Annotated in this window: 26 protein-coding genes; 11 read left to right on the forward strand and 15 right to left on the reverse strand. The window is 71.9% G+C overall.

Annotated features, from left to right (window positions below; translation table 11 throughout):
- Positions 1 to 2: 2 nt before the first annotated feature.
- Together KSK32_RS21455 and KSK32_RS21460 are read right to left on the reverse strand one after the other, a co-directional pair.
- Positions 3 to 851 (reverse strand): aminoglycoside adenylyltransferase domain-containing protein, encoded by an 849-nt coding sequence (locus tag KSK32_RS21455; RefSeq protein ID WP_216932809.1) that lies wholly within the window; start codon positions 849 to 851, stop codon positions 3 to 5.
- A gap of 95 nt (positions 852 to 946) precedes the next feature.
- Positions 947 to 1156, reverse strand: a complete 210-nt coding sequence (locus KSK32_RS21460; RefSeq protein WP_216932810.1) for a hypothetical protein — start codon at positions 1154 to 1156, stop codon at positions 947 to 949.
- Between the two features lie 127 nt (positions 1157 to 1283).
- Here KSK32_RS21460 and mraY point away from each other — a divergent pair, with 127 nt between their 5' ends.
- The 4 genes from mraY (at position 1284) to KSK32_RS21480 (ending at position 4896) form a co-directional block, all read left to right on the forward strand.
- Entirely contained in the window at positions 1284 to 2387 is a 1104-nt protein-coding gene (gene mraY, locus KSK32_RS21465; protein WP_216932811.1) for a phospho-N-acetylmuramoyl-pentapeptide-transferase, read from the forward strand.
- A gap of 73 nt (positions 2388 to 2460) precedes the next feature.
- A complete protein-coding gene (locus tag KSK32_RS21470; protein ID WP_216932812.1) occupies positions 2461 to 2844 on the forward strand; it encodes a PadR family transcriptional regulator in 384 nt (127 codons plus the stop codon).
- The gene (locus KSK32_RS21475) at positions 2841 to 3737 is read left to right on the forward strand and encodes a hypothetical protein (RefSeq protein WP_216932813.1); all 897 of its coding nucleotides are present in this window, start codon (positions 2841 to 2843) and stop codon (positions 3735 to 3737) included. Before KSK32_RS21470 ends, KSK32_RS21475 begins: the two co-directional genes overlap by 4 nt.
- A gap of 181 nt (positions 3738 to 3918) precedes the next feature.
- A complete protein-coding gene (locus KSK32_RS21480; RefSeq protein WP_216932814.1) occupies positions 3919 to 4896 on the forward strand; it encodes a phosphotransferase family protein in 978 nt (325 codons plus the stop codon).
- 292 nt (positions 4897 to 5188) lie between these two features.
- Here KSK32_RS21480 and KSK32_RS21485 read toward each other — a convergent pair whose 3' ends face one another.
- Together KSK32_RS21485 and KSK32_RS21490 are read right to left on the reverse strand one after the other, a co-directional pair.
- Complete coding sequence (locus KSK32_RS21485; protein WP_216932815.1) at positions 5189 to 5518, reverse strand: cupin domain-containing protein; 330 nt, start codon at positions 5516 to 5518, stop codon at positions 5189 to 5191.
- A gap of 137 nt (positions 5519 to 5655) precedes the next feature.
- Positions 5656 to 6501, reverse strand: a complete 846-nt coding sequence (locus KSK32_RS21490; RefSeq protein WP_216932816.1) for a class I SAM-dependent methyltransferase — start codon at positions 6499 to 6501, stop codon at positions 5656 to 5658.
- Positions 6502 to 6730: 229 nt separating this feature from the next.
- Between KSK32_RS21490 and KSK32_RS33540 the strand changes: the two genes are divergently transcribed.
- Positions 6731 to 7063, forward strand: coding sequence for a cellulose binding domain-containing protein (locus tag KSK32_RS33540; protein ID WP_289256354.1), 333 nt, complete (start codon positions 6731 to 6733; stop codon positions 7061 to 7063).
- A 100-nt stretch (positions 7064 to 7163) separates the two neighbouring features.
- Here the strand turns inward: KSK32_RS33540 and KSK32_RS21500 are convergent, their stop codons facing one another.
- The 3 genes from KSK32_RS21500 to KSK32_RS33550 all read right to left on the reverse strand — a co-directional run bounded on the left by KSK32_RS21500 (position 7164) and on the right by KSK32_RS33550 (position 8253).
- Positions 7164 to 7568, reverse strand: coding sequence for a DoxX family protein (locus KSK32_RS21500; protein WP_216932817.1), 405 nt, complete (start codon positions 7566 to 7568; stop codon positions 7164 to 7166).
- A gap of 112 nt (positions 7569 to 7680) precedes the next feature.
- A complete protein-coding gene (locus KSK32_RS33545) occupies positions 7681 to 8019 on the reverse strand; it encodes a hypothetical protein (RefSeq protein ID WP_254187139.1) in 339 nt (112 codons plus the stop codon).
- A gap of 9 nt (positions 8020 to 8028) precedes the next feature.
- Entirely contained in the window at positions 8029 to 8253 is a 225-nt protein-coding gene (locus KSK32_RS33550) for a hypothetical protein (RefSeq protein WP_254187140.1), read from the reverse strand.
- A 120-nt stretch (positions 8254 to 8373) separates the two neighbouring features.
- Here KSK32_RS33550 and KSK32_RS21510 point away from each other — a divergent pair, with 120 nt between their 5' ends.
- Entirely contained in the window at positions 8374 to 9510 is a 1137-nt protein-coding gene (locus KSK32_RS21510) for a hypothetical protein (RefSeq protein WP_289256355.1), read from the forward strand.
- Between the two features lie 162 nt (positions 9511 to 9672).
- Here the strand turns inward: KSK32_RS21510 and KSK32_RS21515 are convergent, their stop codons facing one another.
- Entirely contained in the window at positions 9673 to 10104 is a 432-nt protein-coding gene (locus KSK32_RS21515; protein ID WP_254188371.1) for an SRPBCC family protein, read from the reverse strand.
- Positions 10105 to 10261: 157 nt separating this feature from the next.
- On the opposite strand from KSK32_RS21515, the gene KSK32_RS21520 reads away from it, so the two are divergent.
- Together KSK32_RS21520 and KSK32_RS21525 are read left to right on the forward strand one after the other, a co-directional pair.
- The gene (locus KSK32_RS21520) at positions 10262 to 11125 is read left to right on the forward strand and encodes a DUF6745 domain-containing protein (protein ID WP_216932819.1); all 864 of its coding nucleotides are present in this window, start codon (positions 10262 to 10264) and stop codon (positions 11123 to 11125) included.
- 239 nt (positions 11126 to 11364) lie between these two features.
- Positions 11365 to 12624 carry a cellulose-binding domain-containing protein gene (locus KSK32_RS21525; RefSeq protein ID WP_216932820.1) on the forward strand — a complete coding sequence of 420 codons (1260 nt, stop codon included), beginning with the start codon at positions 11365 to 11367 and terminating at the stop codon, positions 12622 to 12624.
- Positions 12625 to 12725: 101 nt separating this feature from the next.
- Here KSK32_RS21525 and KSK32_RS21530 read toward each other — a convergent pair whose 3' ends face one another.
- From KSK32_RS21530 to KSK32_RS21560, 7 genes are all read right to left on the reverse strand, one after another.
- Positions 12726 to 13727 (reverse strand): glycosyltransferase family 2 protein, encoded by a 1002-nt coding sequence (locus KSK32_RS21530; protein ID WP_374226720.1) that lies wholly within the window; start codon positions 13725 to 13727, stop codon positions 12726 to 12728.
- 48 nt (positions 13728 to 13775) lie between these two features.
- On the reverse strand, positions 13776 to 15587 hold the full coding sequence (locus KSK32_RS21535) for a hypothetical protein (RefSeq protein WP_216932821.1): 1812 nt from the start codon (positions 15585 to 15587) through the stop codon (positions 13776 to 13778).
- Between the two features lie 88 nt (positions 15588 to 15675).
- Complete coding sequence (locus KSK32_RS21540; protein ID WP_216932822.1) at positions 15676 to 16266, reverse strand: DinB family protein; 591 nt, start codon at positions 16264 to 16266, stop codon at positions 15676 to 15678.
- 44 nt (positions 16267 to 16310) lie between these two features.
- A complete protein-coding gene (locus tag KSK32_RS21545; RefSeq protein WP_216932823.1) occupies positions 16311 to 16727 on the reverse strand; it encodes a PPOX class F420-dependent oxidoreductase in 417 nt (138 codons plus the stop codon).
- A gap of 104 nt (positions 16728 to 16831) precedes the next feature.
- Complete coding sequence (locus KSK32_RS21550; RefSeq protein ID WP_374226721.1) at positions 16832 to 17212, reverse strand: ricin-type beta-trefoil lectin domain protein; 381 nt, start codon at positions 17210 to 17212, stop codon at positions 16832 to 16834.
- An 11-nt stretch (positions 17213 to 17223) separates the two neighbouring features.
- Complete coding sequence (locus tag KSK32_RS21555; RefSeq protein ID WP_216936268.1) at positions 17224 to 18948, reverse strand: family 43 glycosylhydrolase; 1725 nt, start codon at positions 18946 to 18948, stop codon at positions 17224 to 17226.
- Between the two features lie 226 nt (positions 18949 to 19174).
- The gene (locus tag KSK32_RS21560) at positions 19175 to 20467 is read right to left on the reverse strand and encodes a cellulose binding domain-containing protein (RefSeq protein ID WP_216932824.1); all 1293 of its coding nucleotides are present in this window, start codon (positions 20465 to 20467) and stop codon (positions 19175 to 19177) included.
- Positions 20468 to 20958: 491 nt separating this feature from the next.
- Between KSK32_RS21560 and KSK32_RS21565 the strand changes: the two genes are divergently transcribed.
- Genes KSK32_RS21565 through KSK32_RS21575 form a run of 3 tightly spaced genes read left to right on the forward strand, consistent with a single transcriptional unit; the run spans position 20959 to position 22798 of the window.
- A complete protein-coding gene (locus KSK32_RS21565; RefSeq protein ID WP_216932825.1) occupies positions 20959 to 21297 on the forward strand; it encodes a PadR family transcriptional regulator in 339 nt (112 codons plus the stop codon).
- A complete protein-coding gene (locus tag KSK32_RS21570) occupies positions 21294 to 22115 on the forward strand; it encodes an ATP-binding cassette domain-containing protein (protein WP_216932826.1) in 822 nt (273 codons plus the stop codon). The genes KSK32_RS21565 and KSK32_RS21570 overlap by 4 nt, the downstream gene beginning before the upstream one ends.
- Entirely contained in the window at positions 22112 to 22798 is a 687-nt protein-coding gene (locus KSK32_RS21575) for an ABC transporter permease (protein WP_216932827.1), read from the forward strand. Before KSK32_RS21570 ends, KSK32_RS21575 begins: the two co-directional genes overlap by 4 nt.
- Positions 22799 to 22802: the final 4 nt, after the last annotated feature.

Genomic DNA, 22802 nt, shown 5'->3' on the forward strand with positions numbered 1-22802 from the left:
GGTCATTCTTCCGGAAATCCGCGTGCTGGTGTGCTCGCCGGCCGGGTAGGTGAACACCCGGCGGAGATGCTTGTGACTTCTTCCGCGTCGCGTTCCGGAGCGAGGACGGCAGCGCTCAGCTCGTGCACGAAGTCCCGGACTTCGTCGAACCGGCTGGGATCGGTGTCCTGGCCGGAGTCGTACCACCAGTCGCGGGCCCAGACGATCAGGTCCGCCCATCGAGGGCAGGCGACGACGGTCTGCTCGGCGGCCTGCCGCTTGGACAGTTGCCGGCCGTTGCGCAGACGCTGAAAGGCCCGGCAGAGCGTGAGCACCGCGTACGACTGGGCGCCCGGCGTGGTCATCTGGAGCACCCAGGTCGGCCAGTCGCGGACGTGGTCCAGCAGGGCCGCCCGGACGCGGCCGGGTTCGACGGCGGGCAGCAGTTCGCCTGCCGGCGGTCCCAGCAGCGCTCGGCCGTGGTCGTGAACAGCGGCCCAGGTCACGACGCGGTGGGTGGTGGCGGGCAGCAGGTGCAACGACTCACCGGGGCTGATCCGGGCGATCACGTGGTCCCGGCCGTCGCCGTGCGCTGCGTCGCGTACCGCGTCCAGCGACACGTATTCCACCTCGACCCGGCCGGCCCACCGCGGGTGCCGCCGGTCGAGGTCCGCATGCAGTTCGGCGAGTACGTCGAGGAGCTTCTCGTCCGGGTCGTCGGTGAGTATCGCGACCAGGTCGAGGTCGCTGCGGTTCACGGCGAAGTCGCCTGCCACGAGCGAGCCGTGCAGATAGAGACCCAGCAGCCGGCCGGCCAGCGCGCGGCGCCACGTCTCACGGAGATCGGCGAGAACCATGTCGGGTGGGACCACCAGGTGATCCTGCGCTGCTGCTCGCCGGATCGCCACCGAGTAAGCCGACTGGCTGCACGCGTACGCGAAATTCGGCGTCGGCGTCCCGGGCGCGCCTACGTGCTCGGCGGGTTGCGGTGGCGCTCCGCGAGGCCCGACGCGGCCTGCCGCTGCGCGTCGTGCCGGTGCTGGTCGGCGGCGGCCCGGCGGACCGCAGCCGAGTCCTCGTCCGGCGGGCGCCTCGTCCGGTCCCGCCGGGCGACGAAGACGACGAGCGCGAGCACCACCACCACGGCCACCGCGAGCGACACCACAATCGTTCTCATGCCGTCGACGCTACGGCTTACGCGCCAGCTTCGGCGTGGTGAAGCTCAGGGGCTGCTCCGTCCGCCGCCGGATGGCAAGCTCACATGTCGTGATCGATGAGATTCCGGGTCTCGTGGAGGCCGGCCGATGAGGGCGGTCATCGTCGCGGCCGCTGTCGCGTTCGTCGTCTCCCTGTTCGGCACGCCGGTGGCGGTTCGCGTCTTCAGCGCGCTGAAGGCCGGTCAGCCGATCCGGTCCATCGGGCTGGCCAGCAACGAGCACAAGGTGGGCACGCCCACGATGGGCGGCGTCGTGTTCATCGTGGCGACGGTCCTCGCGTACGTCGCCGGGCATCTCGCCCTGACCACCCTGCCCGAACGGCAGATCGCGCAGGAGGGGCCCACCATGACGGCCCTGGTGCTGCTCGGGTTGTTCGTCTTCTGTGGCGCGGTCGGCTTCTTCGACGACTTCCTCAAGGTGCGCAAGCGCAACTCCGACGGGCTGTCGGCCAAGGGCAAGCTGCTCGGGCAGGCGCTCGTCGGCGGCGGGTTCGGCGTGGCCGCTCTGTATGTGCCCAGCACCAACGGCCAGACGGTGGCCAGCGAGCACATCTCGCTCATCCGCGACATCAGCTGGCTGGACGTCGGCAAGGTCGGCGCGGTTCTGGTCTTCATCTTCGTGATCACGGCGATGTCGAACGGCGTGAACCTCACCGACGGCCTCGACGGCCTGGCCACCGGCGCGTCGATCCTGGTGCTCGGCGCGTACTCGCTGATCGGCTTCTGGCAGTACCGGCACTGGTGCGCCGACGACGGGTACGCCCGCGTGAACGAGTACTGCTACCAGGTCCGCGATCCGCTGGAGATCGCCATGATCGCGGCAGCGGCGGCCGGCGCCTGCGTGGGCTTCCTGTGGTGGAACACGTCCCCGGCGCGGATCTTCATGGGTGACGTGGGCGCGCTCGGGCTGGGCGGCCTGATCGGCGGGCTCGCGGTGGTGACCCGTACGACGCTGCTCTCGATCCTGATCGGCGGGCTGTTCGTCATCATCACCACGACCTGGGTGATCCAGATCGTCTCGTACCGGACCACCGGACGACGCGTCTTCCGGATGGTGCCGTTGCACCACCACTTCGAGCTGGCCGGTTGGAGCGAGTCCACCATCGTGGTCCGGTTCTGGATCGTGGCCGGCGTCTGCGTCGCGGCCGGCCTGGGCCTGTTCTACTCGGATTTCCTCGCGGCCGTGGGGTAGCCAGCCGCGGTCGTGCGGCCACTGTGCATGTTCGCCCTGGCTGGATATTCAAGCAACTTGTATATTCATACTCATGGGATCAGCTCCGCGTCCCGCGCTACGGGAACCGTCGTACTTCGTCCTCGCTGCCCTGCTCGGCGGGCCGCTCCACGGTTACGCCGTGATCAAGCGGGTGACCGAGCTGTCCGGCGGACGAGTGACCCTCGCCGCCGGATCGCTGTACTCGGTGATCGACCGGCTGCTCGGCGAGGGCCTCGTCACCGCCGACGGTGAGGAGATCGTCAACGGGCGTGCGCGCCGCTACTACCGGCTCACCGACGAGGGCTGTCGCGTACTCACCGACGAGGCCGACCGGCTCGCCCAGGCCGCCCGGGTGGTCATGGACCGCCTGCCGCGCCGGGCCGCATCGCAGGCAAGCGCCCGTCAACCTTCCACCGTGAGGATCAGACCCGCATGAGTTCCGATGTCCTGGAGAAGCGTTACCGCATGCTGCTGCGGGCCTACCCGGCCGGCTACCGTCGCGAACGCGCCGACGAGCTGCTCGACACGTTGATCGGTGACGAACCCACCGCCCGTCGCTGGCCCAGCCTCCGGGAGGCGGCCTCGCTCGTCCGGGGCGGCCTGAGGGTGTACGGCGGCAGCACCGCGCCTCGGCCCACCGCGGTGCTGTTCTGGCAGGGCATCCACCTCGGCGCCGTCGCGGTGCTGGCGCTGGGTGTGCTCATCGGCCTGGACGACATCATCGAGGCGCTTCAGTACGGCGGGCTCTCGGACCCCCTGACCGTCCTGCGGAATCAAGGCGTCCACGAGGTCGTGCTGAGCGCGGTGCTGGTGGCGCTCGTCGCGGGCCGCACCCGCACCGCCGCCGTCCTGGCGGTTGCCGCGGCGGTGGTGCCGACCGTGATCTCCCCGTACCTGTTCCTCAACGGCCTGCCGCAGTGGTGGGCGCCGGTCGTCGCCGCGCCCCTGGTCGTGCTGGGCCTGCGGCGGCCGGCGGACGTGCCGCCGGCGCCCCGGGCCAACGCCGTACTGGTCACCGCCGGTGTCCTCGCCCTGCACCTGATTCCCGCGGGTGGGCTCCGCATGGTCGACGCGGGTCCGCGGATCGTCGCCGCCGTCATGGTGATCGCCGGGGTGGCCGCCTTCCTGTGGGTGGCGACGGCCGACCAGCGAATGCTGATCGCGGTCGTCCCCACCCTCCTGCTGGGCACGCTGCACCAACTGGACAACGCCGCGTCGGCGGGGGAGCTGCTGCGCCGGCCGGACGCCCTGCCGTCCCTGGCCGTCGCGGTCCTGATGGCTGTCGTCGCGGTCGTGTCGACCCGGCATCGGCAGCGCACTCGCGCCTGATCGGCGGGCGGGCGGTCCGGCCCCGGCCGGACCGCCCGGCGCAGAATCGAGTACCGACCGGCCGCAGCGCTGTGGTGGCGGGTCGCGGACCGGGCGATGACGCACCGGACGGCGGTCAACTCGGTTGTGCGCCGCTGCCCGGCCTGGCAACCTGGCTGCCTCGGTCTGACGAGAGGCGGCCATGACGCGGACCTTCCTGCAGCCGGATGACCTGCACGACCTCGTGTCGGACCAGTTCGGCTCCGACCGGCGGCTCGCTGTCCTGGACCGACTGACAGGCGGCACCAAGAAGGGCGTCTACCGGCTCCGGCTGAACGACCGCACGACCGTGATGCTGTACGTGTGGGCCGCGGACGAGAACTACTGGCCTCCGTCACCGACCGTCCCGGACGACCCGTTCACGGACGCGTCGGGCGCGGATCTCTTCGCCGCCGGTCACGCGGCCCTCACCGCAGCAGGAGTGCGCGTCCCGCATCTGATGATGATCGACCGGGACGGCCGTCACCTCGACGCCGACATCGCGCTTGTCGAGGATGCCGGCGCACTGCGGCTGGAGGCGTTGCTGGAACACGATCCGGCCATCGCCGCCACGCCGCTGTCCGCGCTCGGTGACGCCCTGCGCCGAATGCACACCGCCTTCGGGCCGCACTACGGCAAGGTCGCTACCGTCGCCCGAGGTGAGGCGTCCCAGACGCGGCGCACGGAGGACGTGATCGTCGACCGGGCGCTCGGCCACCTCGACGCGGCGGCGGCCCGCGACGCCCGGCTGGCCGATGCCCATCACCGGATCACCGCCCACGTACGCCGTCTCAGGAGCGCGGTCACCCCGCGCGAGGAGTACGGGCTGGTTCACGGTGAACTCGGGCCGGATCACGTGCTCGTCACGACCGCCGGCGAGGCCGTCATGATCGATTTCGAGGGGCTGACGTATTTCGATGTCGAGTGGGACCATGCCTGGCTGCGGATGCGTTTCGGCGACGCCTACCCGGCGCTGCGTCCGGTCGATCTTGATCCCTGCCGGCTGGCGCTCTACCGGTACGCGCAGACGTTGTCCCTGATTGAAGGGCCACTGCGGATCGCGGACACCGACTTCCCGGACCGGAAGTGGATGCTGGACCTCGCCGAGCGGAACATCATCAGGGCGATCGCCGCAACCTGAGGGCAGCCCGGCACCGGAGGACCGGGACGCGACATCCGCTCATCCGCGCGCGAGGGTCGGCCCAGGTCTGGCCAACGTCGCCGCCCCTTCCGTCCTGGGCCTGCTCTGCATCGCCTCTGGCGCCCCCCGGGCTGGCTGCTGATGGGCGCCGTCTTCGTCGCGGTCGGACTGGTCGCTCCGGCGGTCGTCCGATGGGGTGAACGGACTCGTCCGGTCCGGGCGGAAGCCGTCTAGCTCGGCGGCCGGCCGCCGTCCACCAGCGGGCGAGACGCCTCCCCGGGGCTCGCGGCCGTCAGCGCTTGGCGACGGTGAGCAGCACAGCGGAGTCTTCGAGCGCCTCCAACGTGTGCCGACGGTCCGGCACGATCAGCAGATCGCCGGGTGCGCCGTCCCAGGACGTCTCGCCCGCGCCGAGCCGGACCCGGCCGTGCAGGACGTGGACAGTGGCCTCGCCTGGGTTCTCGTGCTCGCTGAGCATCTGGCCGGCGGTCAGCGCGATCATCGTCTGGCGGAGCTTGTGCTCGTGTCCGCCGTAGACGGTGGAGCTGCTGCGGCCGCTGGAGGAGGCGTGCGCGAGCTTCAGATGCTCGCGGGCCAGTGCGGTCAGGGATGACTTCTGCATGAGGTGTCCCGTCCTCTCGTCCTACCGGTCTACCCGAGCCGGCCGGCTCGGATCGACTCTGGCATACCGGAGAGGCCTGCCGGCCTCGCCCCGGCCGGATCGCCCGACGCCGGGGAGGGCAGGACGGGTGGACAGCGCTACGCGACGAGGGCTGATGCCAGCAATGCGGCGGTGGGCAGAGCGAGGAGTCCGTCATCGTCCCGATAAGCGGCCGTCAGCTCGTCGTACGCCTTCCGAATGCGAACGACCATCTCCGGTGGCTGGCTCTCCAGCAGCAGCCCCAGGGCTCCGATGCCGTTGGCCGGACCGCTCCACCAGTCCTCGGGATCCGTGCGATGCACCCAGGTGATGGTGTCGCATCGCGAGCCGTCGAGTCCGGCACCAGCCAGTAGGCTCGTCAGGCCCTCCGCGGTTCGCGGGAAGTCTTTGTCCGGATCGACCCTGTGCGCGACGGCCGGACGCCTGCCGCCCGCGGCATCGAAGATCTGCCCCCACAGCTGTTGCAAGGGCGGCAGCGGGTATGGCCAGATCGTCACCGCGATGCGGCCACCCGGCCGCACGATCCGTCGAAGCTCGGCGATCGCGGCTGCTGGGTGTCCGACATGGTTCATCACGAAGTTCGCCACTGCCGCGTCGAAATGCCGATCCGGGAACGGCAGGTCGGGCAGGGCCGCGTGGCGCACCGCCTCGGCCTTCGGAAGCCGTCGGCGCGCCAGATCCACCATGCTGGGCTCGGCATCGACCGCGGTGACAAGTGCACCCCGGCCGCATGCCAGCGCCGCGACCGTTCCTGGTCCGGTCCCGACATCGAGGACCCTGCTACCGGCTTCGACGCACGCGGCGTCCAGTAGGGCGTCTGCGGAGTAGGCGCAGAGCGGTGCGAAGCTCCGCTCGTAGGCCGCTGATCGTCCTGCCCATCGAGACCGCTCGTGGTCGTCGAAACCGTCGTCGTCGGCAACGCCCCGCCCGAGGAAGCAGATCAATGGTGTGTCCTCACGCTAGCCGACGACGGCTTCCGGCGTCAGCCCGCGGCGAGGTGACCGCCTCGACCGCCACGCTTTCCTGGGCGCCGTCGACCGACGACGCCGGCGGGCTCAGGTACGACGTCTACCGGTTCGATGGCTGGTTCACCTCGACCCGCGTCGCCACCGTGCCGGGCACCACGCACACGGCGTCGCTGCCCCGCCGACGCCGCTGCGCAACCTGTACTACGTGCGGGCCCGGGACGCGGCCGGCAACGTGTCGATCGCGTCCGGCACGGTCACCCTGCCCACGACGTCCACGCCGCCGCCCCCGCCGCCCCCGACCTGCCGGGTGACCTACCGGAACCAGTCCGAGTGGCCCGGCGGCTTCGTGGCCGCGGTGACGGTCCGGAACGCCACCGTCGGCCAGACCGGGGCCGCCGTGACCGCCCGCAACGCCGACTGGAACCGCGTCATCGCGCCGAACGGCTCCGCGACCTTCGGCTTCCAGGGGCGGTGGAGCGCGAGCGACGCGCCGCCGACCGGCTTCTCGCTCAACGGCGCCCCCTGCGCTGTCGGCTGAGAGAAAATACCGTGACCAGGAGTTCGACTGGGTCCAGAACGCCGCCCGCAACGCCGGGGCGCGCTGGACGCCCTGACGGGCCGGCCCGGCGCGCCCCGGTTCAGCGCCGCAGGAGCCGGCGGATCGAGTCGCGGCGGCCCCACGCGATGAACACGAACAGCGCGAACAGCACGACGGGGGTGAGCACCAGCGCGCCGCCGTGCAGGATGAACGCCTGGGTGACGGCGGCGCCGACCATGAGCAGCGCGAGCCCGACGGCGGCCAGGCCGGCCAGCCGCGGCACGAGCAGCCCGATGCCACCGGCAAGCTCCAGCAGGCCGACGAGGTAGCGGAACCAGGGCGCCGCGCCCATGTCCTCGAAGGTCTGAACCGCGTTCGCCTCGCCGAACAGCTTGGGACCGGCCGAGGCGACGATGACGAAGACCCCGAGGACGCCTTGCAGCGCCCACAGCGTCAGGTGCAACCCGCGCGCGACGGGTGGGGGAGTGGTGTCGGCGACGGTCATGGTTCTCGTCCCTCCTGGTGGTCGGCCGGTCTCCCGCATCCGATCGGATGCACCAGCTCAGACCGGCGAGGGCGCGCGAACTCATCGCGCCGGGAGGGGACGAAGTCCGGAATCAGCTGCCGGAGGACGCGGGCTGGTGGTTCTCGGGGGATGCGAGGCGCTGCTGCAGGCGGTCGGACTGCGCGACTGATCCGCCGCTCACGCCCAGGCCGAGCCGAGCCGCGTCATAGAAGCGATCACGGCCTGCGTTGGCCTGCTGGAAGAGGACGGTCAGCGGCTCGGTGGTCTCCCCGACCTCGCGGGCCCGGTGCTCCAGCCGCCACACCGCCTCGCGCCAGTCCTGCGCGGCGGCGACTGTGGCGGCGTCCCCGAGCAGCAACAGGCGTTCCCACGCGAGGGTGTGCCTGATGTCCGCGTCGGCGAGCCGGGGCAGCACGGCGGCCTTGTCCAATCCTGAGCGTTACTTGTCGCCGTCCGTCGCGGCCAGGACGCGCAGTGAGATCGCCTGGATCTCCTTGAGCACCTGTGCGAACTCGCTGTACGCCTCCAGTCGTCGTTCGTCCCACCGAACGGACTGGCCGCGCTTCCACTGACTTCTGGTGGACAGGAAGGTCACCAGACCCGTACCGAGGGCACCGACGACGACGCCGAGCAGCGCCGGCAACTGTGAGACGAACGCATCCATCGGCGCAAGCGCGTCATCCGGCGTCAACGAGCGCGGATCCCCCTGCCGCCGCCTGTCCGCCCGTACCATCTCCTCGTGAAGCTCCGCCGTCGGCTGGTCGCCGTGTCACTTCTCCTGGCGGTGGAGGCGGCGGCGTTCGCGCTGCTCGTCACCGAGTCCGTGACGGATGCGATCACCGCCGCCGGCCTCACCTGTGTGTCGTTGTGGCTGCACCTCGTCCTGCACGAGTGCGGGCACCTCGTCGTGGCGAAGCTGCTGCGCCTGCCGGTCGTCGCGGTCCGTATCGCGCCCTTCAACGGTTGGCGTAACGAGGTGTCCGTCCGGCCTGCGCCGTCGATGACGGCGTTGCCGCTGCGGATGGTGCTGTTCTATCTCGGTGGCCCGCTGAGCAACCTGTGCGCCGCGACGGCACTCGTCGTCGCGTCGGCGTCCACCAGTACGGCGTTGACGCGCTTGACGTTGCTCGGCGCCGCGTTCGTCGGGGCGCTGCTCGCCTTGACCAACCTCGTTCCGGGGCGTTCGACCGGCAGTGACGGCCACCACCTGCTCCGCTGGCTCCGGGCTCCGGCAGCCACCCGTGAAGGGCTGCGGGCGGGCTACTACCAGGAAGAGGTGGTCAGTGCGCTGCGGGCGGTCGCCCGAGCGGCGGGTGACGTCCACCGGGTCGGAATTCAGGCTCGCCTCGGCAGCGATCCGCTCCTGGCCCTGGCCGGCTACCAGCAGAGACTGCGCACGGCCCACACGCAGTCCCCGGAGCTGGTCGAGGAGGCCGAGCGGCTCGCGGCGCTGGCTCGCGCGGGCGGCACCGATCCCGTGGCGGCCGCGGCCATCGGGCAGGCGCTGAGCGTCCAGTTCGGATTGTGGTACCTGTACGCCGCGGTGGTGCACGGATCGCCTGTGGATCGCCGGGAGGTGCGGGAGATCTCCGAACTGGCACAGATCGCCGTCCGGTCGCAGCCGGGCTTGTTGTCCGCCCGGATCGCGATGAGCCTGGCTCACCTGCTCAACCAGCGGCCCGAGGATGCGCGATCGCTGCTTCTCGACGTTCGTCCCGGTGCCGGGCCGTCCGACCTCTGCGCCCTCGCGCTTCTTCTGCGAGCGGCCGCCGAGTCGTATCTCGGCAACCATGCGGACGCGGACCATCTTCTCCGCGCGGCCCCCGGTGACTACCCGCAGCTGGCTCAGCTCGTGGCCGCGATCCGGGCCGCCGAGCCGGCGCCGGCCCTGTTCGCGCCGGTGTCGGCCGTGCGCGCCTGACCGGTCCGCTGGGCAGGCGGTTGTGGCGAATACCGCGGCCGGACGGCGGGGGCCTGGGGGCCGGCTCCTACCGCCCCCGGCCTGGCTGCGCTCTTCGTCCGATGGGCCAGGGAGTCTTTGGTCTGCGGTGGGTGGGCCGAGGCCCACCCACCGCGGGCGCGGTCAGTCCTCGAAGCCGGCCGGATGGGCGTCTCCGACCGCGTTCAGCGGCACACCCTGCTCCAGCAGCGCCTTGCAGGCGCAGAGGACCATCGTGAACCCGCCCATCGAGTCGATCGCCTTGCTCACGGCCTGGTCGGCGGTGCCGGCGAAGCCGGTCTCGGTGATCCGGACCAGCGTGGTGTCGCCCTCGCCCGGCAGGAACCGCCACTCGACCCGGGTGGGGGACTCCGGATCCCACTCGGCCAGGATGCGGCGGTTCTCCTCCACCTCCTTGACGGTGACGACCGTGGAGACGCCGTACATCTCCCAGTCCCAGGTGACGACGGCGCCGGGTTCCAGCCGGCCGCTGCTCCTGGTGAACCAGAACCTCGTGGTCACCGCCGGATCGGCGAACGCCTGGAAGACCTCGGCGGCGGGCCGGCGGATGAGCATCTGCGCGGTGATGACAGGGGGTCGGGTCAGGCGGTCACTGTCCACGAGGGTCACTATATGACTGGGGGAAGGACCGGAATTCGCTTGAGCGGCGCCGCGACGTGCGTCAGAGTCGTTCCATGATCTCCAACCGGAAGGGCGGCGACGCCCGGGCGCGATGAGCGCCCCCACGCGGCGCGACGACGCCGCGAAGATCCCGCACGACCTGTGGCAGCAGGCAGTCCGGATCCGCCAGGAATGGCTCGACCACGCCCTGTCCACGCAACCGGCCGACAAGCCGACCGCCGAGCGTTGCCTGACCGCCGTCTACGCGAGGGCGTCGCGGCCGCGGCCCCGGTTCGAATGGGTCGACTCGCCGGCGAAGGCGATGGCGCTGGTCAGCGGATGGCCCACCCTCGACCGGCTGCACGAGCGCGTCCGGGCGGTGCGTCCGCCCCGGGAGCCGATGCCGGCGAGCGACATCGCGATGATCGTCTCCCATCTGCGGGGTGCCCTCAGCGCGGGCGTCGTGCACAGCGACCCCGAGCTGTCGCCCGCGCGCACGGGCAAGACCAAGCAGCCGTGGCCCGAGCTGGCGCCGGTGCGGGCCCTCGACAGCGGCGTACCCCTCGCCGTCGTGCTGCACCAGGGCGTACGCGCGGCGCTGCACCGGAGTCTCGCGCACGGGTTCTACCTGCCGGTGCGTGCGGCGCTCGCGAGCGACGGCCCGGTGCCCGTGTGCTGGTACGGGCAGCAGGACGCGTCCTGGATCGCCTACTACGACGTGCTGCGTCGGCTCGGCCTCGGCCGGTACGGGCCCGACGAGGCCGGACATCTCGACACCTGGGCCGACCTGGCCCGCTCCTGCGGCTGGTGGTGGCCGGGGGAGGAGGTCTGCGTCGTGGTGGACCGGCCACAGGTGATCCGGACCGAGCCGGTCCCGGGTACGGCGCACGACCGGATCCGGCTGCGACCCGGCGGTGTGCGCTATCGCGACGGCTGGCAACCACCACTGATCGGCGCGGGCGCCGATCCGGGATGACGGGTCATCCGCACGGGCGGAGACCTTGCTTGGATAGGCGGCGGTAAATAGATTGGGCTCGGGCGCCGCCGAGGTCCGCGAGAACCGGACCGCGGCGGCTGACCGGGCCGCCGTCGAGCCGGGCACATCGGGTCGTACCCATCGACCACGTGGCGCATCGCCGCGCCGCACCCTCGCGCACCGCCGCGTCCGACGAGGACGCGCGCTGCTGCGCCCTGCCCGACGCCGAAGGATTTCCCATGACGATTCTCCGTGCCCGCCCCGCCCCGCTCGTGGCGGCCGTCGCCGCGCTGGCCGCCGTCACCGCGGCCGGTACGGCCCTGCTCACCGGCCCGGCCGTAGCCGCACCGGGCTGCCGGGTCGACTACACCCCCAACCAGTGGCCCGGTGGGTTCACCGCGAACATCGCGGTGTCACCCGGTGACACCGCCGTCTCCGGCTGGACGGTCACCTGGACGTACGCCGGGGACGAGCGCGTCACGAACGGCTGGAGCGCCACAGTCAGCCAGTCCGGGGCGACGGTGACCGCCCGCAACATGTCGTACAACGGCAGCATCCCGGCCGGCGGCTCGGCCGAGTTCGGCGTGCAGGGCACGTACGGCACCGCGGGCGGCGCGCCGACCGGGTTCAGCCTGAACGGCGTACCGTGCAACGGCGCAGGGCCCGGCCCGACCACGCCGCCGCCCACGACGGCGGTGCCGACCACCGCCCCGCCGACGACCGCGCCGCCCACGTCGGCCCCGCCGACGACCGCGCCGCCGACGACCGCGCCGCCCACGTCGGCCCCGCCGACCACCCCGCCGCCGCCAAACGGGTGCGCGGGGGCGGTGCTCTGCGACGGCTTCGAGAACCAGACCGGCTCGACCCCGTCGGGTGACTGGAGTGTGGTGAGCCCGGACTGCTCGGGTGCCGGTACGGCCACCGTCGACACGTCCACCGCGCACAGCGGCAGCCGCGCGATACGGATCAACGGCGCCGCCGGCTACTGCAACCACGTCTTCGTCCGGACCACGAAGAACCTCAGCGGCCTGGGCAGCGTCCGGTACGCCCGGATCTGGGTCCGGCACACCACCGCCCAGCCCACCGACCACACCACGATGATCACCATGTCCGACGCCGCCGACGGCAACCGGGACCTGCGGCTGGGCGGCCAGAACGGCGCGCTCCAGTGGAACCGCGCCTCCGACGACGCGACGCTGCCCGAGCAGAGTCCGGCCGGCGTGGCGCAGAGCGTGCCGCTGCCCACCAACCGCTGGGCCTGCCTGGAGTTCATGGTGGACGGCTCCGCCGGTCAGCTGCGTACCTGGCTGAACGGCGTCGCCGTGACCGGGCTGACCGCCGACGGCGTACCGACGCACGACATCGACGGCCAGTGGTACAACCGGACCTGGCGACCGCAGCTCACCGACCTGAAGCTGGGCTGGGAGAGCTACGGCGGCGGCGCCGACACCCTCTGGTACGACGACGTGGCCTTGGGGTCCACCCGCATCGGCTGCTGACCCACCGGGGCAGCTCCGCTGCCGATCTTGGTACGGAACCGCCCGCGTGAGGGCGCTTTCGTACCAGGATCTCCCCGTCGGCGGCCACCGATCGACGTCGCTCAGCCGGTTTCGCCGGCCATCGATTCGCCGGTGGCCGTACGCTGCTCCGGAATCCGGGACACCCGGCCGGGGGTGTCGACGACGTGCTCGGTCTCCTGCACCAGATAGTGCGGGCGGCGTTTGGTCTCGTAGTAGATCCGGCCGATGTACTCGCCGATCACCCCGAGGATCATCATCTGGATGCCGCCGAGCCCGATCACGCTGACGATGATCGTGGTGTAGCCGGGCACGTCGATGCCCTTCTCCACGGCGTCCGCGACCACCCAGGCCATGTAGCCGACCGCGATGAGCGTGAGGAACAGGCCGCCGTAGATGGCCAGGCGCAGCGGCCGGTTGTTGAACGACAGCAGGCCGTCGAACGCGTAGTTGAACAGCTTGCCGAACGTCCAGCGGCTCCGCCCGGCCTGCCGGGTCTCGTTGCGGTGCGCCACCACCGCGGTGCGGAAACCGATCCAGGAGAACAGGCCCTTGGAGAAACGGTTGTACTCCGGCATCGCCAGGATCGCGTTCACGGCGAGCCGGGACAGCAGCCGGAAGTCACCGGCGCCGTCGAGCAGGCGTACGTCTATCCACCAGTTGACCAGGCGGTAGAAGGAGCGCGAGGCGACCATCCGGATGAACCGGTCACCACGCCGGTCCCGGCGGGCGATCACCTGGTCGAACCCCTGGCGGTAGAGCATCACCATCTCGGGCAGCAGACGCGGCGGGTGTTGCAGGTCGGCGTCCATGATGACGACCGCGTCACCGGTGGCCCGGCGCAGGCCGGCGAGCATGGCCGCCTCCTTGCCGAAGTTGCGGCTCAGCGACGTGTAGCAGACGGCCGGGTCGGCCGCGGCGAGCCGGCGCAGGGCCGCCAGTGTGCCGTCCTCGCTGCCGTCGTCGACGTACACCACCTCGACGTCCACGTCGGACAGCTCGGCGAGCGCGGCGCTGAGCATCTCGTGCAGCCGCTCCACCGACGCTTCCTCGTTGAAGCAGGGCACCACCACCGACAACCGCACGGTGCTCACCTCGCCCGGCCCTGGCACACGCACCGGGCGTCCACGCTGTCAGAGTCGGTAGACGAGCGTGCCATCGACATCCTCCCGGGTGATGCCCAGCCCGTCGACCGGCCGGGTCTCGATGCCCTCCCACGGCGTCCCCGCCGCGCGGCTCGGCACCGCGACGACCGACCGTACGCCGATCCCGCGCAGGTAGGCCACGCTGCCCGCGTCGGGGAACGTCGCCACGGCGACCCGCGTCTGGGCCTGGGTGACCGGCTCGAAACCGCCGAGCCCGTTGGTGATCCGGGGAAATCCGTCGGTCGACCACAGCATGTAGTTCAGGTCGCCCACCCCACCGGCGGGCAGCACCAGCATCGGCTCCGGTGCGGTCCGCATCGCGGCCGGTGGCGTCGGCACTGCCGGGTGCGGCGTGCGGTTGACGCCTTCCAGGGTGACCAGGGCGAGCGGCACCAGCAGGACCAGCGCCGCCACGGCCCGCGACGCGCGCGCGGCCGCGGGCCGGCGCCACGACTCCGCCAGCGCGGTCACCAGCCCGGCCGCCAGCACCGCCAGCAGCAGGCTGGTCCAGTGCATCATCCGGCCCGGGGTGCGCAACGCGTCCCAGCCGGGCAGGAGCGTGGACAACGTCAGGTAGCCGGGGTCGCCGTCCCCGCCGAGGGTGGCGCCCAGGCCCAGCAGCACGGTGCCGGCCACGCCGAGGCCCAGCGCGACGCGGTGCCGCACCGGGTACGCCGAGACGAACAGCCCCGCCGCGGCCAGCCCGATCAGCGTCATCCCGGGTAGCAGCGCCATCTCCGGCGGCCAGGTCAGCTGCTCGCGGGCGGCGGCGTGCCGTTCCCCCCACAGCCACGAGTCGCCCGGCGCGGTGACGAACCCGATCAGCGGCGGGGAGAACATCTTGGTCCAGTCCAGCGACCGTACGGCCTGCGGGTTGAGATCGACCACGCGCAGGTAGACCAGCCCGAGCAGCAGCGTCACGGTGCCGAACACGGCGCCGCCGGCCAGGTCGGCGACGAGCAGCCGCCTGCCGAACGGGGGCCGCTCCCGTTTGCGCCACCAGGACCAGCCGTAGCAGCCGGCTGCCACCAGCGCGGCGGCCAGCAGGAAGTAGACGAGCGGCAGCCCGATGCCGAAGCCGAGCGTGACCTGCCAGGCCGCGACGAGCCACCCGGCCACCGCCCAGCCGGGCTTGCGGCGTTCCGGCCGGTAGCCGTGGCGCAGCGACCAGCCGTGGCCGCGTGCCAGCATCGCCAGCGCCAGCGCGATCCCGCCGCTGGACAGGATGTTCAGGTGGCCGGAGTGCGCCAGCCGCCAGGGCGCGTACGCCCACGCCACCCCGGCGACCGCCCCGCCCCAGCGGTTCGCACCGAGCTGCCGGGCCAGCGCGTACGCCCCGAGGAACGCCAGCGCGTGCAGCAGCACGTAGAGCACGTTGTAGCGGATCACCGCGGCCTCGAAGCCGGAGCCGAGCATCCCGAACGGGGCGTATCCGAGCAGCGTGTCGCTGTAGGCGTAGGTGTAGCGCTCCGGATAGAACGTGTTCGAGTTCCAGAGGTTGGCCGGATCGTTGAGCAGGGCGTGCCCCGACCAGGCGACCTGCCACGCCTGCAACGTCGGGTCGCCGAGGTCGCCGGGGATCGTGGTCGCCGGGTGCCGCATCGTCGGCCAGGTCAGCACCACCGCCAGCAGCAGGCTGCCCAGGATCGCCAGCGTCCACTCCGGGTTCGGCCGCCACCGGCGTCTGCCGTCCGAGGGGCGCTCGTCTGAGGGGCGGTCGTCCGAGGGCCGGTCGGCGAGGGCCTGCCCGGGACCGGTGTCCTCAGCGGTCGGCGGGGCGACGGCGGGCCGGATCTTCATGGGATAGATGCTTCACGATGCTGCTGGTCCTGTCGATCCGCTGTCCGAAATGTGGTTGAAACTTCCGGCCGGAGTACCGGAAAGCCGGCTACGCGAACCGGTCCGCGAGCGCCGACAGCTTACTGACGTACGCCGGCCAGTCGTAGCCGCCTGGGATGTTCGTGTTGTCCCGGCGCAGCCCGATCGCCGCGTCGTGCTGCTCGCGCATGATGTCCGCGTGCCCGGCGTGCCGGGCCAGGTCGACGCAGACGTGCACGATGACCTGGTGCAGCGTCACGTCCTGCCGGCCTGGCTGCCACCACGGCACCCGCCCCGGCGCGTCCAGCGGCAGCGCCTCGATCGTCTGGTCCGCGAACGCCCCCACCCGGCGGTACAGGTCGATCAGACCGTCCTTGCTCTCGTCGTCCCGGGCGTACCAGTCCGCCTGCGGGTCCGCGTCGAACGTCTCGGCGGCGACCAGTTCCTCCGGAGTGGGGAACTCGCGGCCGAACGTGGTCCCGAAGTAGCCGGCCTCGACGTTCAGGCAGTGCTTGAGCAGGCCCAGGAAATTGTTGCCGCTCGCGGTGCGCGGAAGCCGGGCGTCGCGTTCGCTCAGCCCGTCGAGCTTCCAGACCAGGTCCTCCCGGATCCCGCGCAGGTAGCGGTGCAGTGCGGCCTTCGGATCCTTGGGTTCGGTCATGCCCGACACTCTGCCGTACGGGTCGGACATCGTGGGGGCGGTGGTCAGCCGGTCTGGCTGTTGTCCTTGTGCGCGCCCCACCCGTGCCATCGCTCGATCTCGATCCAGGCGCTGACCCGGGCGCGGTCCCGCCGGGGGTAGGGCCGCCCCGTGTAGTGCTGCGAGATCCGGTCGATGTCGGCCAGGCCCTCGTCGTCGCGCAGCTCCACCACCCGCCCGATGAGGCTGACGTGGGTGTACCAGTTCTGTTCGTCCAGCACGGTCAGGGACACCCGGGGATCGCTGCGCAGGTGCGCCAGCCGGCGGCGGCCCTCGTCCATGTTCACCAGGACACGGCCGTCCTCCCAGAGGTACCAGGTGGCCGCGGACACCGGCTGGCCGTCGCGCAGAGTGGCGATGACGGCGGGATTCGGCTTGCCCAGCATGGCGACGGCGGGTTCCGGCAGCGGCGGCTTCGACATGGTTCTCACTCTACGTACCCGTCGGGCCCGCCGCTGGTCGTGCGGCGGGCGCCGCCCGGACGGGCTTCCCGGCGGCGGAGGCCGGGGAGCCCGTCGCGTGCCGGTCAGGCGCGTACCCTCCACCGCTGGTTGGAGCCGCCGTGGCAGTCCCAGAGGTTGATCCTGGTCCCGTCGGCGGTGCCCCGCCCGCTGGCGTCGAGGCACCGGGCCGGGCCGGCGCCGACGAGCTGCACGTTCTGGTGCGTGCCTCCGCCGCCACCAGGGGTGCCGATGCTGCCGGGGACCGCCTGCAACGCGCGGTACCAGACCGCTGCCATCTTGTCGTAGCCGGTGGCGGTCGGGTGGATGCCGTCGATCAGGTCGGCGGTGGCCAGCGCCGAGTACTGGTCGACCAGATGGACCCGCTTGCCGGCGTTCACCTTCGACCGCACGATGCCGGGCGGCGCGCCGCCCGCGGTGAGCCATCTCCTCCCTCCGGCACGCATGTACGCCCCTCTCACGGGCTGGTGCAGGTCAGGGACGGCGTGGACGGCGAGCCGTTCGCGACGAAGCCGAACGTGGTCGAGCCGGACGCGGGCACGGAGCCGTTGTACGCCGCGTTGCGGACGGTCGCGGTGGAACCGCTGGTGCTCAGCGTGCCGCTCCAGACCTGGCTGATGCTCTGGCCGCCCGCGAGGTTCCACCGCACCGACCAGCCGTTGATCGCCGCGGCGCCCGCGGTGACCGTCACCTCGGCCTGGAAGCCGCCGGACCAGGAGTTGGTGGTGCGGTAGGTGGCGGTGCAGGCGTCGCCGGTCGGCGGCGGCGTGGTGGGCGGCGGGGGAGTGGAGGGCGGCGAGGTCGTCGGGGGGACCGGCGGCGGGGTGCCGCTGAGGCCGGAGGTGAACCACCAGTGGTCGATGTTGAACAGCGAGCCGCTGCCGCCGGTGAAACGCAGGTAGAGGTCGTGGGTGCCGGTGGCGCCGCTGACCGGGCAGCTCAGGCTGGTCCAGGTCTGCCAGTCGCCGGTGGGGGTCACGCGGCAGGTGCCCACCACCGGGCCGGTCACGCTGTCCAGGCGCAACTCGATGGACCCTCCGCTGCCGGCCGAGGCCACCATGGCGGTGAACGTGGTCGCGCCGGCGCCGAAGGCCACGCCCTTGACCTTGATGTAGTCCCCGTTGTCGATGTAACCGACGTTTCTCCCGCCCAGGGAGGACGACTCGGTCTCGACCCCCTGCCCCCAGGCCATCGTCTCGGCCTCCTGCCGGGAGTACGGGTTCACGGTGCCGATCTGCGGCGCGCCGGTGGTGGTCATGTTGATCGTGGGGATCGAGCCGTCCGCGCCGTAGGAGAACTTCTCCACCGCCACCGACCTGGTGAAACCGCCGCCACCGGGCAGTGCCCCGTTGTGGTAGAAGAAGTACGAGCCGCCCCTGAAGTCGATGATCCCGGGGTGGTTGGTGAAGCTGCTGCCCTGGGTCGGCATGATCGTTCCGCGGTACGTCCACGGGCCCAGCGGCCCGGGTGCGGTCGAGTAGGCGACGAACTCCGAGCAGCACCTGGCCGCGAACGCCATGTAGTAGAGGCCATTGCGCTTGTACACCCACGGCCCCTCCTCGTAGAGGGTCGGCCGGTTCGCGTCTCCCGTTCGCGCCCCGAAGCCCGCCGTGGTCAGCGGGATCTGGGTGGGGCTGCCGGAGTACGAGATCATGTCCGCGTTCAGCCGCACGTACCACAGGCGCGGGTTACCCCAGTACAGGTACGCCTGGCCGTCGTCGTCGATGAAAACGGTCGGGTCGATCTCACCGTTGCTCACCAGCGGGCGTCCGATGGCGTCGCGGAACGGCCCGGTCGGGCTGTCCGACACCGCCACGCCGATGCCCATCTGGCCGGTCGCCCGGACCGTCATCGGCACGTACCAGTAGAACTTGCCGTTGCGGTGGACGGCCTGACCGGCCCACGCGTCCGACCTCGCCCAGCTGAAGGTGGCGATGCTCAGCGGTGACCCGTGGTCGGTCCAGTTCACCATGTCGTCGGACGAGAAGACCCGCCACTCGTTCATGGTGAACCAGGTCGAGTTGTCCTCGTCGTGCCCGGTGTACAGGTAGACGCGGCCGTTGTGCACCAGCGGAGCCGGGTCGGCCGTGTAGATCGTCTGCACGATCGGGTTGTCCGCCCGGGCGACGGTCGGGGTCAGCCCTCCGGCGACGACCGGGGCCAGCCCGAGCAGGGCGAGCATGGTCACGGCCAGCGCGAGCCGTCGTCGGGTCCGGCGGTCGGTTCTCCAAAGCGTTGAGGTCACAGGTCATCTCCCCGGTAGGCCGCGCCGCGGCGGATGGGTGCGGCGGATGGGTGTGGTCGGCCGGGCCGTCACGCCCGGCTCCATTTCTGGGTGTTGCCGCCGGGCCGGGGGCGGCGGCGTGCCGCCCCCGGCCCGGCCCGGCACCCCGTGCGGGGATCGGTGGTCAGGGACTGGTGCAGCCGACGCCGCCGGGCGCGGTGGCGCCGTTTCCGGTGGCGGTGAACCCGAACGTCGTCGAGGCGTTCGCGCCCAGCGTGCCGTTGTACGCGGCGTTGCGGACCGACACCGAGCCGCTGGTGCCCGTGTTGACGCCGTTCCAGAGGCTGCTGATCGCCTGGCCGGAGGCCAGGGTCAGGCGTACGGTCCAGCCGTTGAGTGTGGTGGCGCCGTTGTTGGCCACGGTGACCTCGGCCTGGAAGCCGCCCGGCCAGGTGTTCACGGTCCGATAGGTGGCTGTGCACGCGCCCGGGTCACCGGTCGGCGGCGGTGTGGTGGGCGGCGCGCTCGTGGGCGGGGCAGTGGTCGGCGGCGCGGTGGTCGGCGGGGGCGTGGTGGACGCGAACTGGCTGAAGAACCGCCAGATCTCCGCCGACGTCCAGGTCCGGGAGTCGTTCGGGCTGGGCGACCCGTCGACCGGGCTGGGGGTGTGGTCGCCGTCGAACGCGGCCCACTGCACCGGGTAGCCCTCGCGGCAGCCGGAGTACGCCGTGGTGATGTGGGTGAGGCTGCCCCGGCTCGGCTCGCGGGGGCTCTGCGGGGTGCAGCCGTTGTTGCGGACGAACGTGTCCCGCAGCGACCGGCCCATGGAGATGTTCAGCACGCTGTCGTAGGTGCCGTGGATGCCGAAGTAGGCGACCGGCTGGGTGCCGCCGTTGCAGCCGCTGAGGTTGGCGCCGGAGATGACGGTGACCGCGCGGACGATCGTGGACCGGGCGCACGCCACCGCGTAGCTCATCGCCCCGCCGTAGCTCCAGCCGAGCGCGAACCGCTGGCTGGTGTCGACGCAGAGGTCGTTCTCGACCTGCCGGGAGATGTCGTCGAACAGCGTCAGGTCGCGGCCGTTGGTGTTGGCCCAGCCGTTGTCGATGCCCTGCGGCGCGACGAAGATCGTGCTGTTGTTCGACAGCGGCAGCAGGCCGTAGTAGCCGGCCGACGCGACGTTGTTCGCCGAGCCGTTCAGCCAGTGGAACCCGAAGATCAGCCGGTACGGGCGGTTGCGGTCGTACCCGTCCGGGATGCGCAGGATGTAGCTGCGGTTCTGGCCGCCGCTGGAGATGGTGCGCGTACCGCTGGACAGCGTCGGCGCCTTGCCGCAACCGGCGGTCGCGGCGAGCGTGCCGTTCGTCGACGCCTGCGCCGTCTCGCCGAGGCTGCCGTCGATCGCGCCGCCGGCGACCGCCGCGAGGAGCACGGCCGCGGCGGCGATGGATGAGAGAAGCGGTGTTCGGTTCGCCATTGCTTGACTCCTTGCCCTGGGTGGCGGTGCAGGCCGGGCCGTCCGTCGATGCCGACGTCGCCTGCGGAGAGGGCGCGGAGCCGCGCGTGTGGCCGGGGCCGAAGTCGTCCGTGGCCGCCTGCGTCGGCGTGCATCGGCGGAGCGGCCCGGACTGGTCACCGACCGGCGGGGCGGCGAGGACGGTGCCTCGGGTCGCCGTGCCGATTGCGGGGTGACGGGGAGCGTGCCCTTCGCTCCCATGCCGGAACATAGCAGGTTATCGATAACATACTCAACCGGCCGGGCCCGCAGGAATGCCGGGTGGGCCGCCGGGTGAGCGCTCACAGGAGCGTGCGGCGCCGGCGTCGCCGCCTGCCCGGGCACGGCCGCCCTCGGCGAGCCCGCGCAACGTATCGGGATGGGCGGGCCGGAGGAGCGTACTAGGTGGTTGCGCTATCTAGATGGCGGCGCTACCTTCATCCGCGGATGTCGTCCGGACGGTGCGGAGCGGGATGAACCAGGAACGGCGGGCGCAGTGGCTGCGCGGGGTGCTCGACCTCTGCGTGCTCGCGCTGCTGAGCCGCGGCGAGTCCTACGGCTACGAGCTGTCCCAGGCGCTGCGCGCCCACGGGCTGGGCGCCGTGCAGGGCGGGACCCTCTACCCGGTGCTGCTGCGGTTGCAACGCTCCGGCCTGCTCACCGCGCACTGGCGGGAGGGCGGGACCGGGCCCGCGAGGAAGTACTACCGGATCAGCCCGGCCGGCAGCGCGGCGTTGCGGGCGGCCGCGATCGACTGGAGCGCCTTCGCGTCGAGCGTGGGCACGATACTGCTCGAGGAGCCGAAGCGGTGAACCACGAACCCTGGCTCGCCGCCCTGACCGGCGAGCTGCGCCGGCACGGGGTGGGGCCCGACCTGACCGGTCACGTCGTCGCCGAGGCGGCCACCCACCTGCTCGACAGCGGGGAGTCGCCGCTGCGGGTGTTCGGCGCGCCGGAGACGTACGCCCGCGCGGTGGTCGACAGCCTCGGCGGGCCCGACGTGCGGCCGCCGCGCCGCCAGCCCGGACCGGTGCGGCTCGCCGCGCGGGGCATCACCAAGCGCTACCGGGGGCGGACCGTCCTGGACCGGGTCGACCTGACCGTCCGGGCGGGTCAGATCGCGGCGGTGGTCGGTGCCAATGGCGCCGGCAAGAGCACGTTCCTGCGGATCTGCGCCGGCCTGCTGAGCCCGGGCGCGGGCACCGTGGAGGTGCACGGCGCGCTCGGCTACTGCCCCCAGGACGGCGGCACCGCCGAGTTCCTCAGCGCCGACGAGCACTTCGTGCTGATCGGCGCCGGCCGGGGGCTGAGCCGCACGGCGGCGCGCCGGGCCGGCCGCGTGGAGGCGTCCGGGCTGGCGTGGACACCGCCGCGACGCACCCAGGCACGGCACCTCTCCGGCGGCACGCGGCAGAAGCTCAACCTGGTGCTGGCCCGGCTCGGCGAGCCGGACGTGCTGCTCCTCGACGAGCCGTACCAGGGTTTCGACAGGGGCACCTACCTCGACTTCTGGCACGAGGTGTGGCGGTGGCGCGACGCCGGCAAGGCCGTCGTGGTCGTCACCCACCTGCTCAACCAGCTCGACCGGGTCGACGTGGTGCTCGACCTGGCCGGGGAGCGTGAGGCATGAGCCGGACCCTCGTGGTGGCCGAGGCCGCCCTGCGCGAGCTGCTACGCCGCCGTACCGTGCTGGTCATCCTGCTGCTGATGCCGCTGGCGTTCTACCTGAGCCGCCGCGGCGACCATCTCGGGCAGTCGATCCGCTTCGTCTGTCTCGGCCTGGCCTGGGCGCTCAGCACCGCCGCGCTGTTCGCGGGCAGTGCGGCGCGCGGCATCGAGCCGCGCCTGCGGATGTCCGGCTACGGCAGCCGGCACCTGGTGCTCGGCCGGCTGCTCGCTCTGTGGACCGTCGGCGTGCTGCTCTCCACCCCGTACTTCCTGCTCGTCCTGGCCGACCAGCGCGACGTCCGGTACGGTGCGATCGCCCTGATCATGGCGCTGACCGTGTTCGTGTCGGTGCCGTTCGGCCTGCTGCTGAGCGCCGTGCTGCCGCGCGAGCTGGAGGGCACGCTGGTGCTGCTGACGGTGGTCGGTCTCCAGATGGTGATGAACCCCGAGGGCAGCGCCACCCGGGCGTTGCCGTTCTGGTTCAGCCGCGAGCTCGCCACGTACGCCGTCGACCACACCGACGGCGGCTACCTCACCCGCGGCCTCATCCACGGGCTGGTCTTCGGTGTCGCGCTCACGCTGCTGGTCGTGGCGGCCGCCGCGGTGCGGCTGCGGCAGCGCCGGCACCTGCGCCTGGCCACCTGACCGG

Source organism: Micromonospora sp. WMMB482, assembly GCF_019038635.1.
Classification (GTDB): domain Bacteria; phylum Actinomycetota; class Actinomycetes; order Mycobacteriales; family Micromonosporaceae; genus Micromonospora; species Micromonospora marina.

Excerpts from the sequence above, each read along its gene's own strand:
- KSK32_RS21460 (WP_216932810.1), bottom strand. The coding sequence starts at position 1,156 with ATGAGAACGATTGTGGTGTCGCTCGCGGTGGCCGTGGTGGTGGTGCTC.
- mraY (WP_216932811.1), top strand. The coding sequence starts at position 1,284 with ATGAGGGCGGTCATCGTCGCGGCCGCTGTCGCGTTCGTCGTCTCCCTG.
- KSK32_RS21470 (WP_216932812.1), top strand. The coding sequence starts at position 2,461 with ATGGGATCAGCTCCGCGTCCCGCGCTACGGGAACCGTCGTACTTCGTC.
- KSK32_RS21475 (WP_216932813.1), top strand. The coding sequence starts at position 2,841 with ATGAGTTCCGATGTCCTGGAGAAGCGTTACCGCATGCTGCTGCGGGCC.
- KSK32_RS21480 (WP_216932814.1), top strand. The coding sequence starts at position 3,919 with ATGACGCGGACCTTCCTGCAGCCGGATGACCTGCACGACCTCGTGTCG.
- KSK32_RS21485 (WP_216932815.1), bottom strand. The coding sequence starts at position 5,518 with ATGCAGAAGTCATCCCTGACCGCACTGGCCCGCGAGCATCTGAAGCTC.
- KSK32_RS21500 (WP_216932817.1), bottom strand. The coding sequence starts at position 7,568 with ATGACCGTCGCCGACACCACTCCCCCACCCGTCGCGCGCGGGTTGCAC.
- KSK32_RS33550 (WP_254187140.1), bottom strand. The coding sequence starts at position 8,253 with ATGGATGCGTTCGTCTCACAGTTGCCGGCGCTGCTCGGCGTCGTCGTC.
- KSK32_RS21515 (WP_254188371.1), bottom strand. The coding sequence starts at position 10,104 with ATGCTCATCCGCCGGCCCGCCGCCGAGGTCTTCCAGGCGTTCGCCGAT.
- KSK32_RS21520 (WP_216932819.1), top strand. The coding sequence starts at position 10,262 with ATGAGCGCCCCCACGCGGCGCGACGACGCCGCGAAGATCCCGCACGAC.
- KSK32_RS21525 (WP_216932820.1), top strand. The coding sequence starts at position 11,365 with ATGACGATTCTCCGTGCCCGCCCCGCCCCGCTCGTGGCGGCCGTCGCC.
- KSK32_RS21535 (WP_216932821.1), bottom strand. The coding sequence starts at position 15,587 with ATGAAGATCCGGCCCGCCGTCGCCCCGCCGACCGCTGAGGACACCGGT.
- KSK32_RS21540 (WP_216932822.1), bottom strand. The coding sequence starts at position 16,266 with ATGACCGAACCCAAGGATCCGAAGGCCGCACTGCACCGCTACCTGCGC.
- KSK32_RS21545 (WP_216932823.1), bottom strand. The coding sequence starts at position 16,727 with ATGTCGAAGCCGCCGCTGCCGGAACCCGCCGTCGCCATGCTGGGCAAG.
- KSK32_RS21550 (WP_374226721.1), bottom strand. The coding sequence starts at position 17,212 with ATGCGTGCCGGAGGGAGGAGATGGCTCACCGCGGGCGGCGCGCCGCCC.
- KSK32_RS21555 (WP_216936268.1), bottom strand. The coding sequence starts at position 18,948 with ATGCTCGCCCTGCTCGGGCTGGCCCCGGTCGTCGCCGGAGGGCTGACC.
- KSK32_RS21560 (WP_216932824.1), bottom strand. The coding sequence starts at position 20,467 with ATGGCGAACCGAACACCGCTTCTCTCATCCATCGCCGCCGCGGCCGTG.
- KSK32_RS21565 (WP_216932825.1), top strand. The coding sequence starts at position 20,959 with ATGAACCAGGAACGGCGGGCGCAGTGGCTGCGCGGGGTGCTCGACCTC.
- KSK32_RS21575 (WP_216932827.1), top strand. The coding sequence starts at position 22,112 with ATGAGCCGGACCCTCGTGGTGGCCGAGGCCGCCCTGCGCGAGCTGCTA.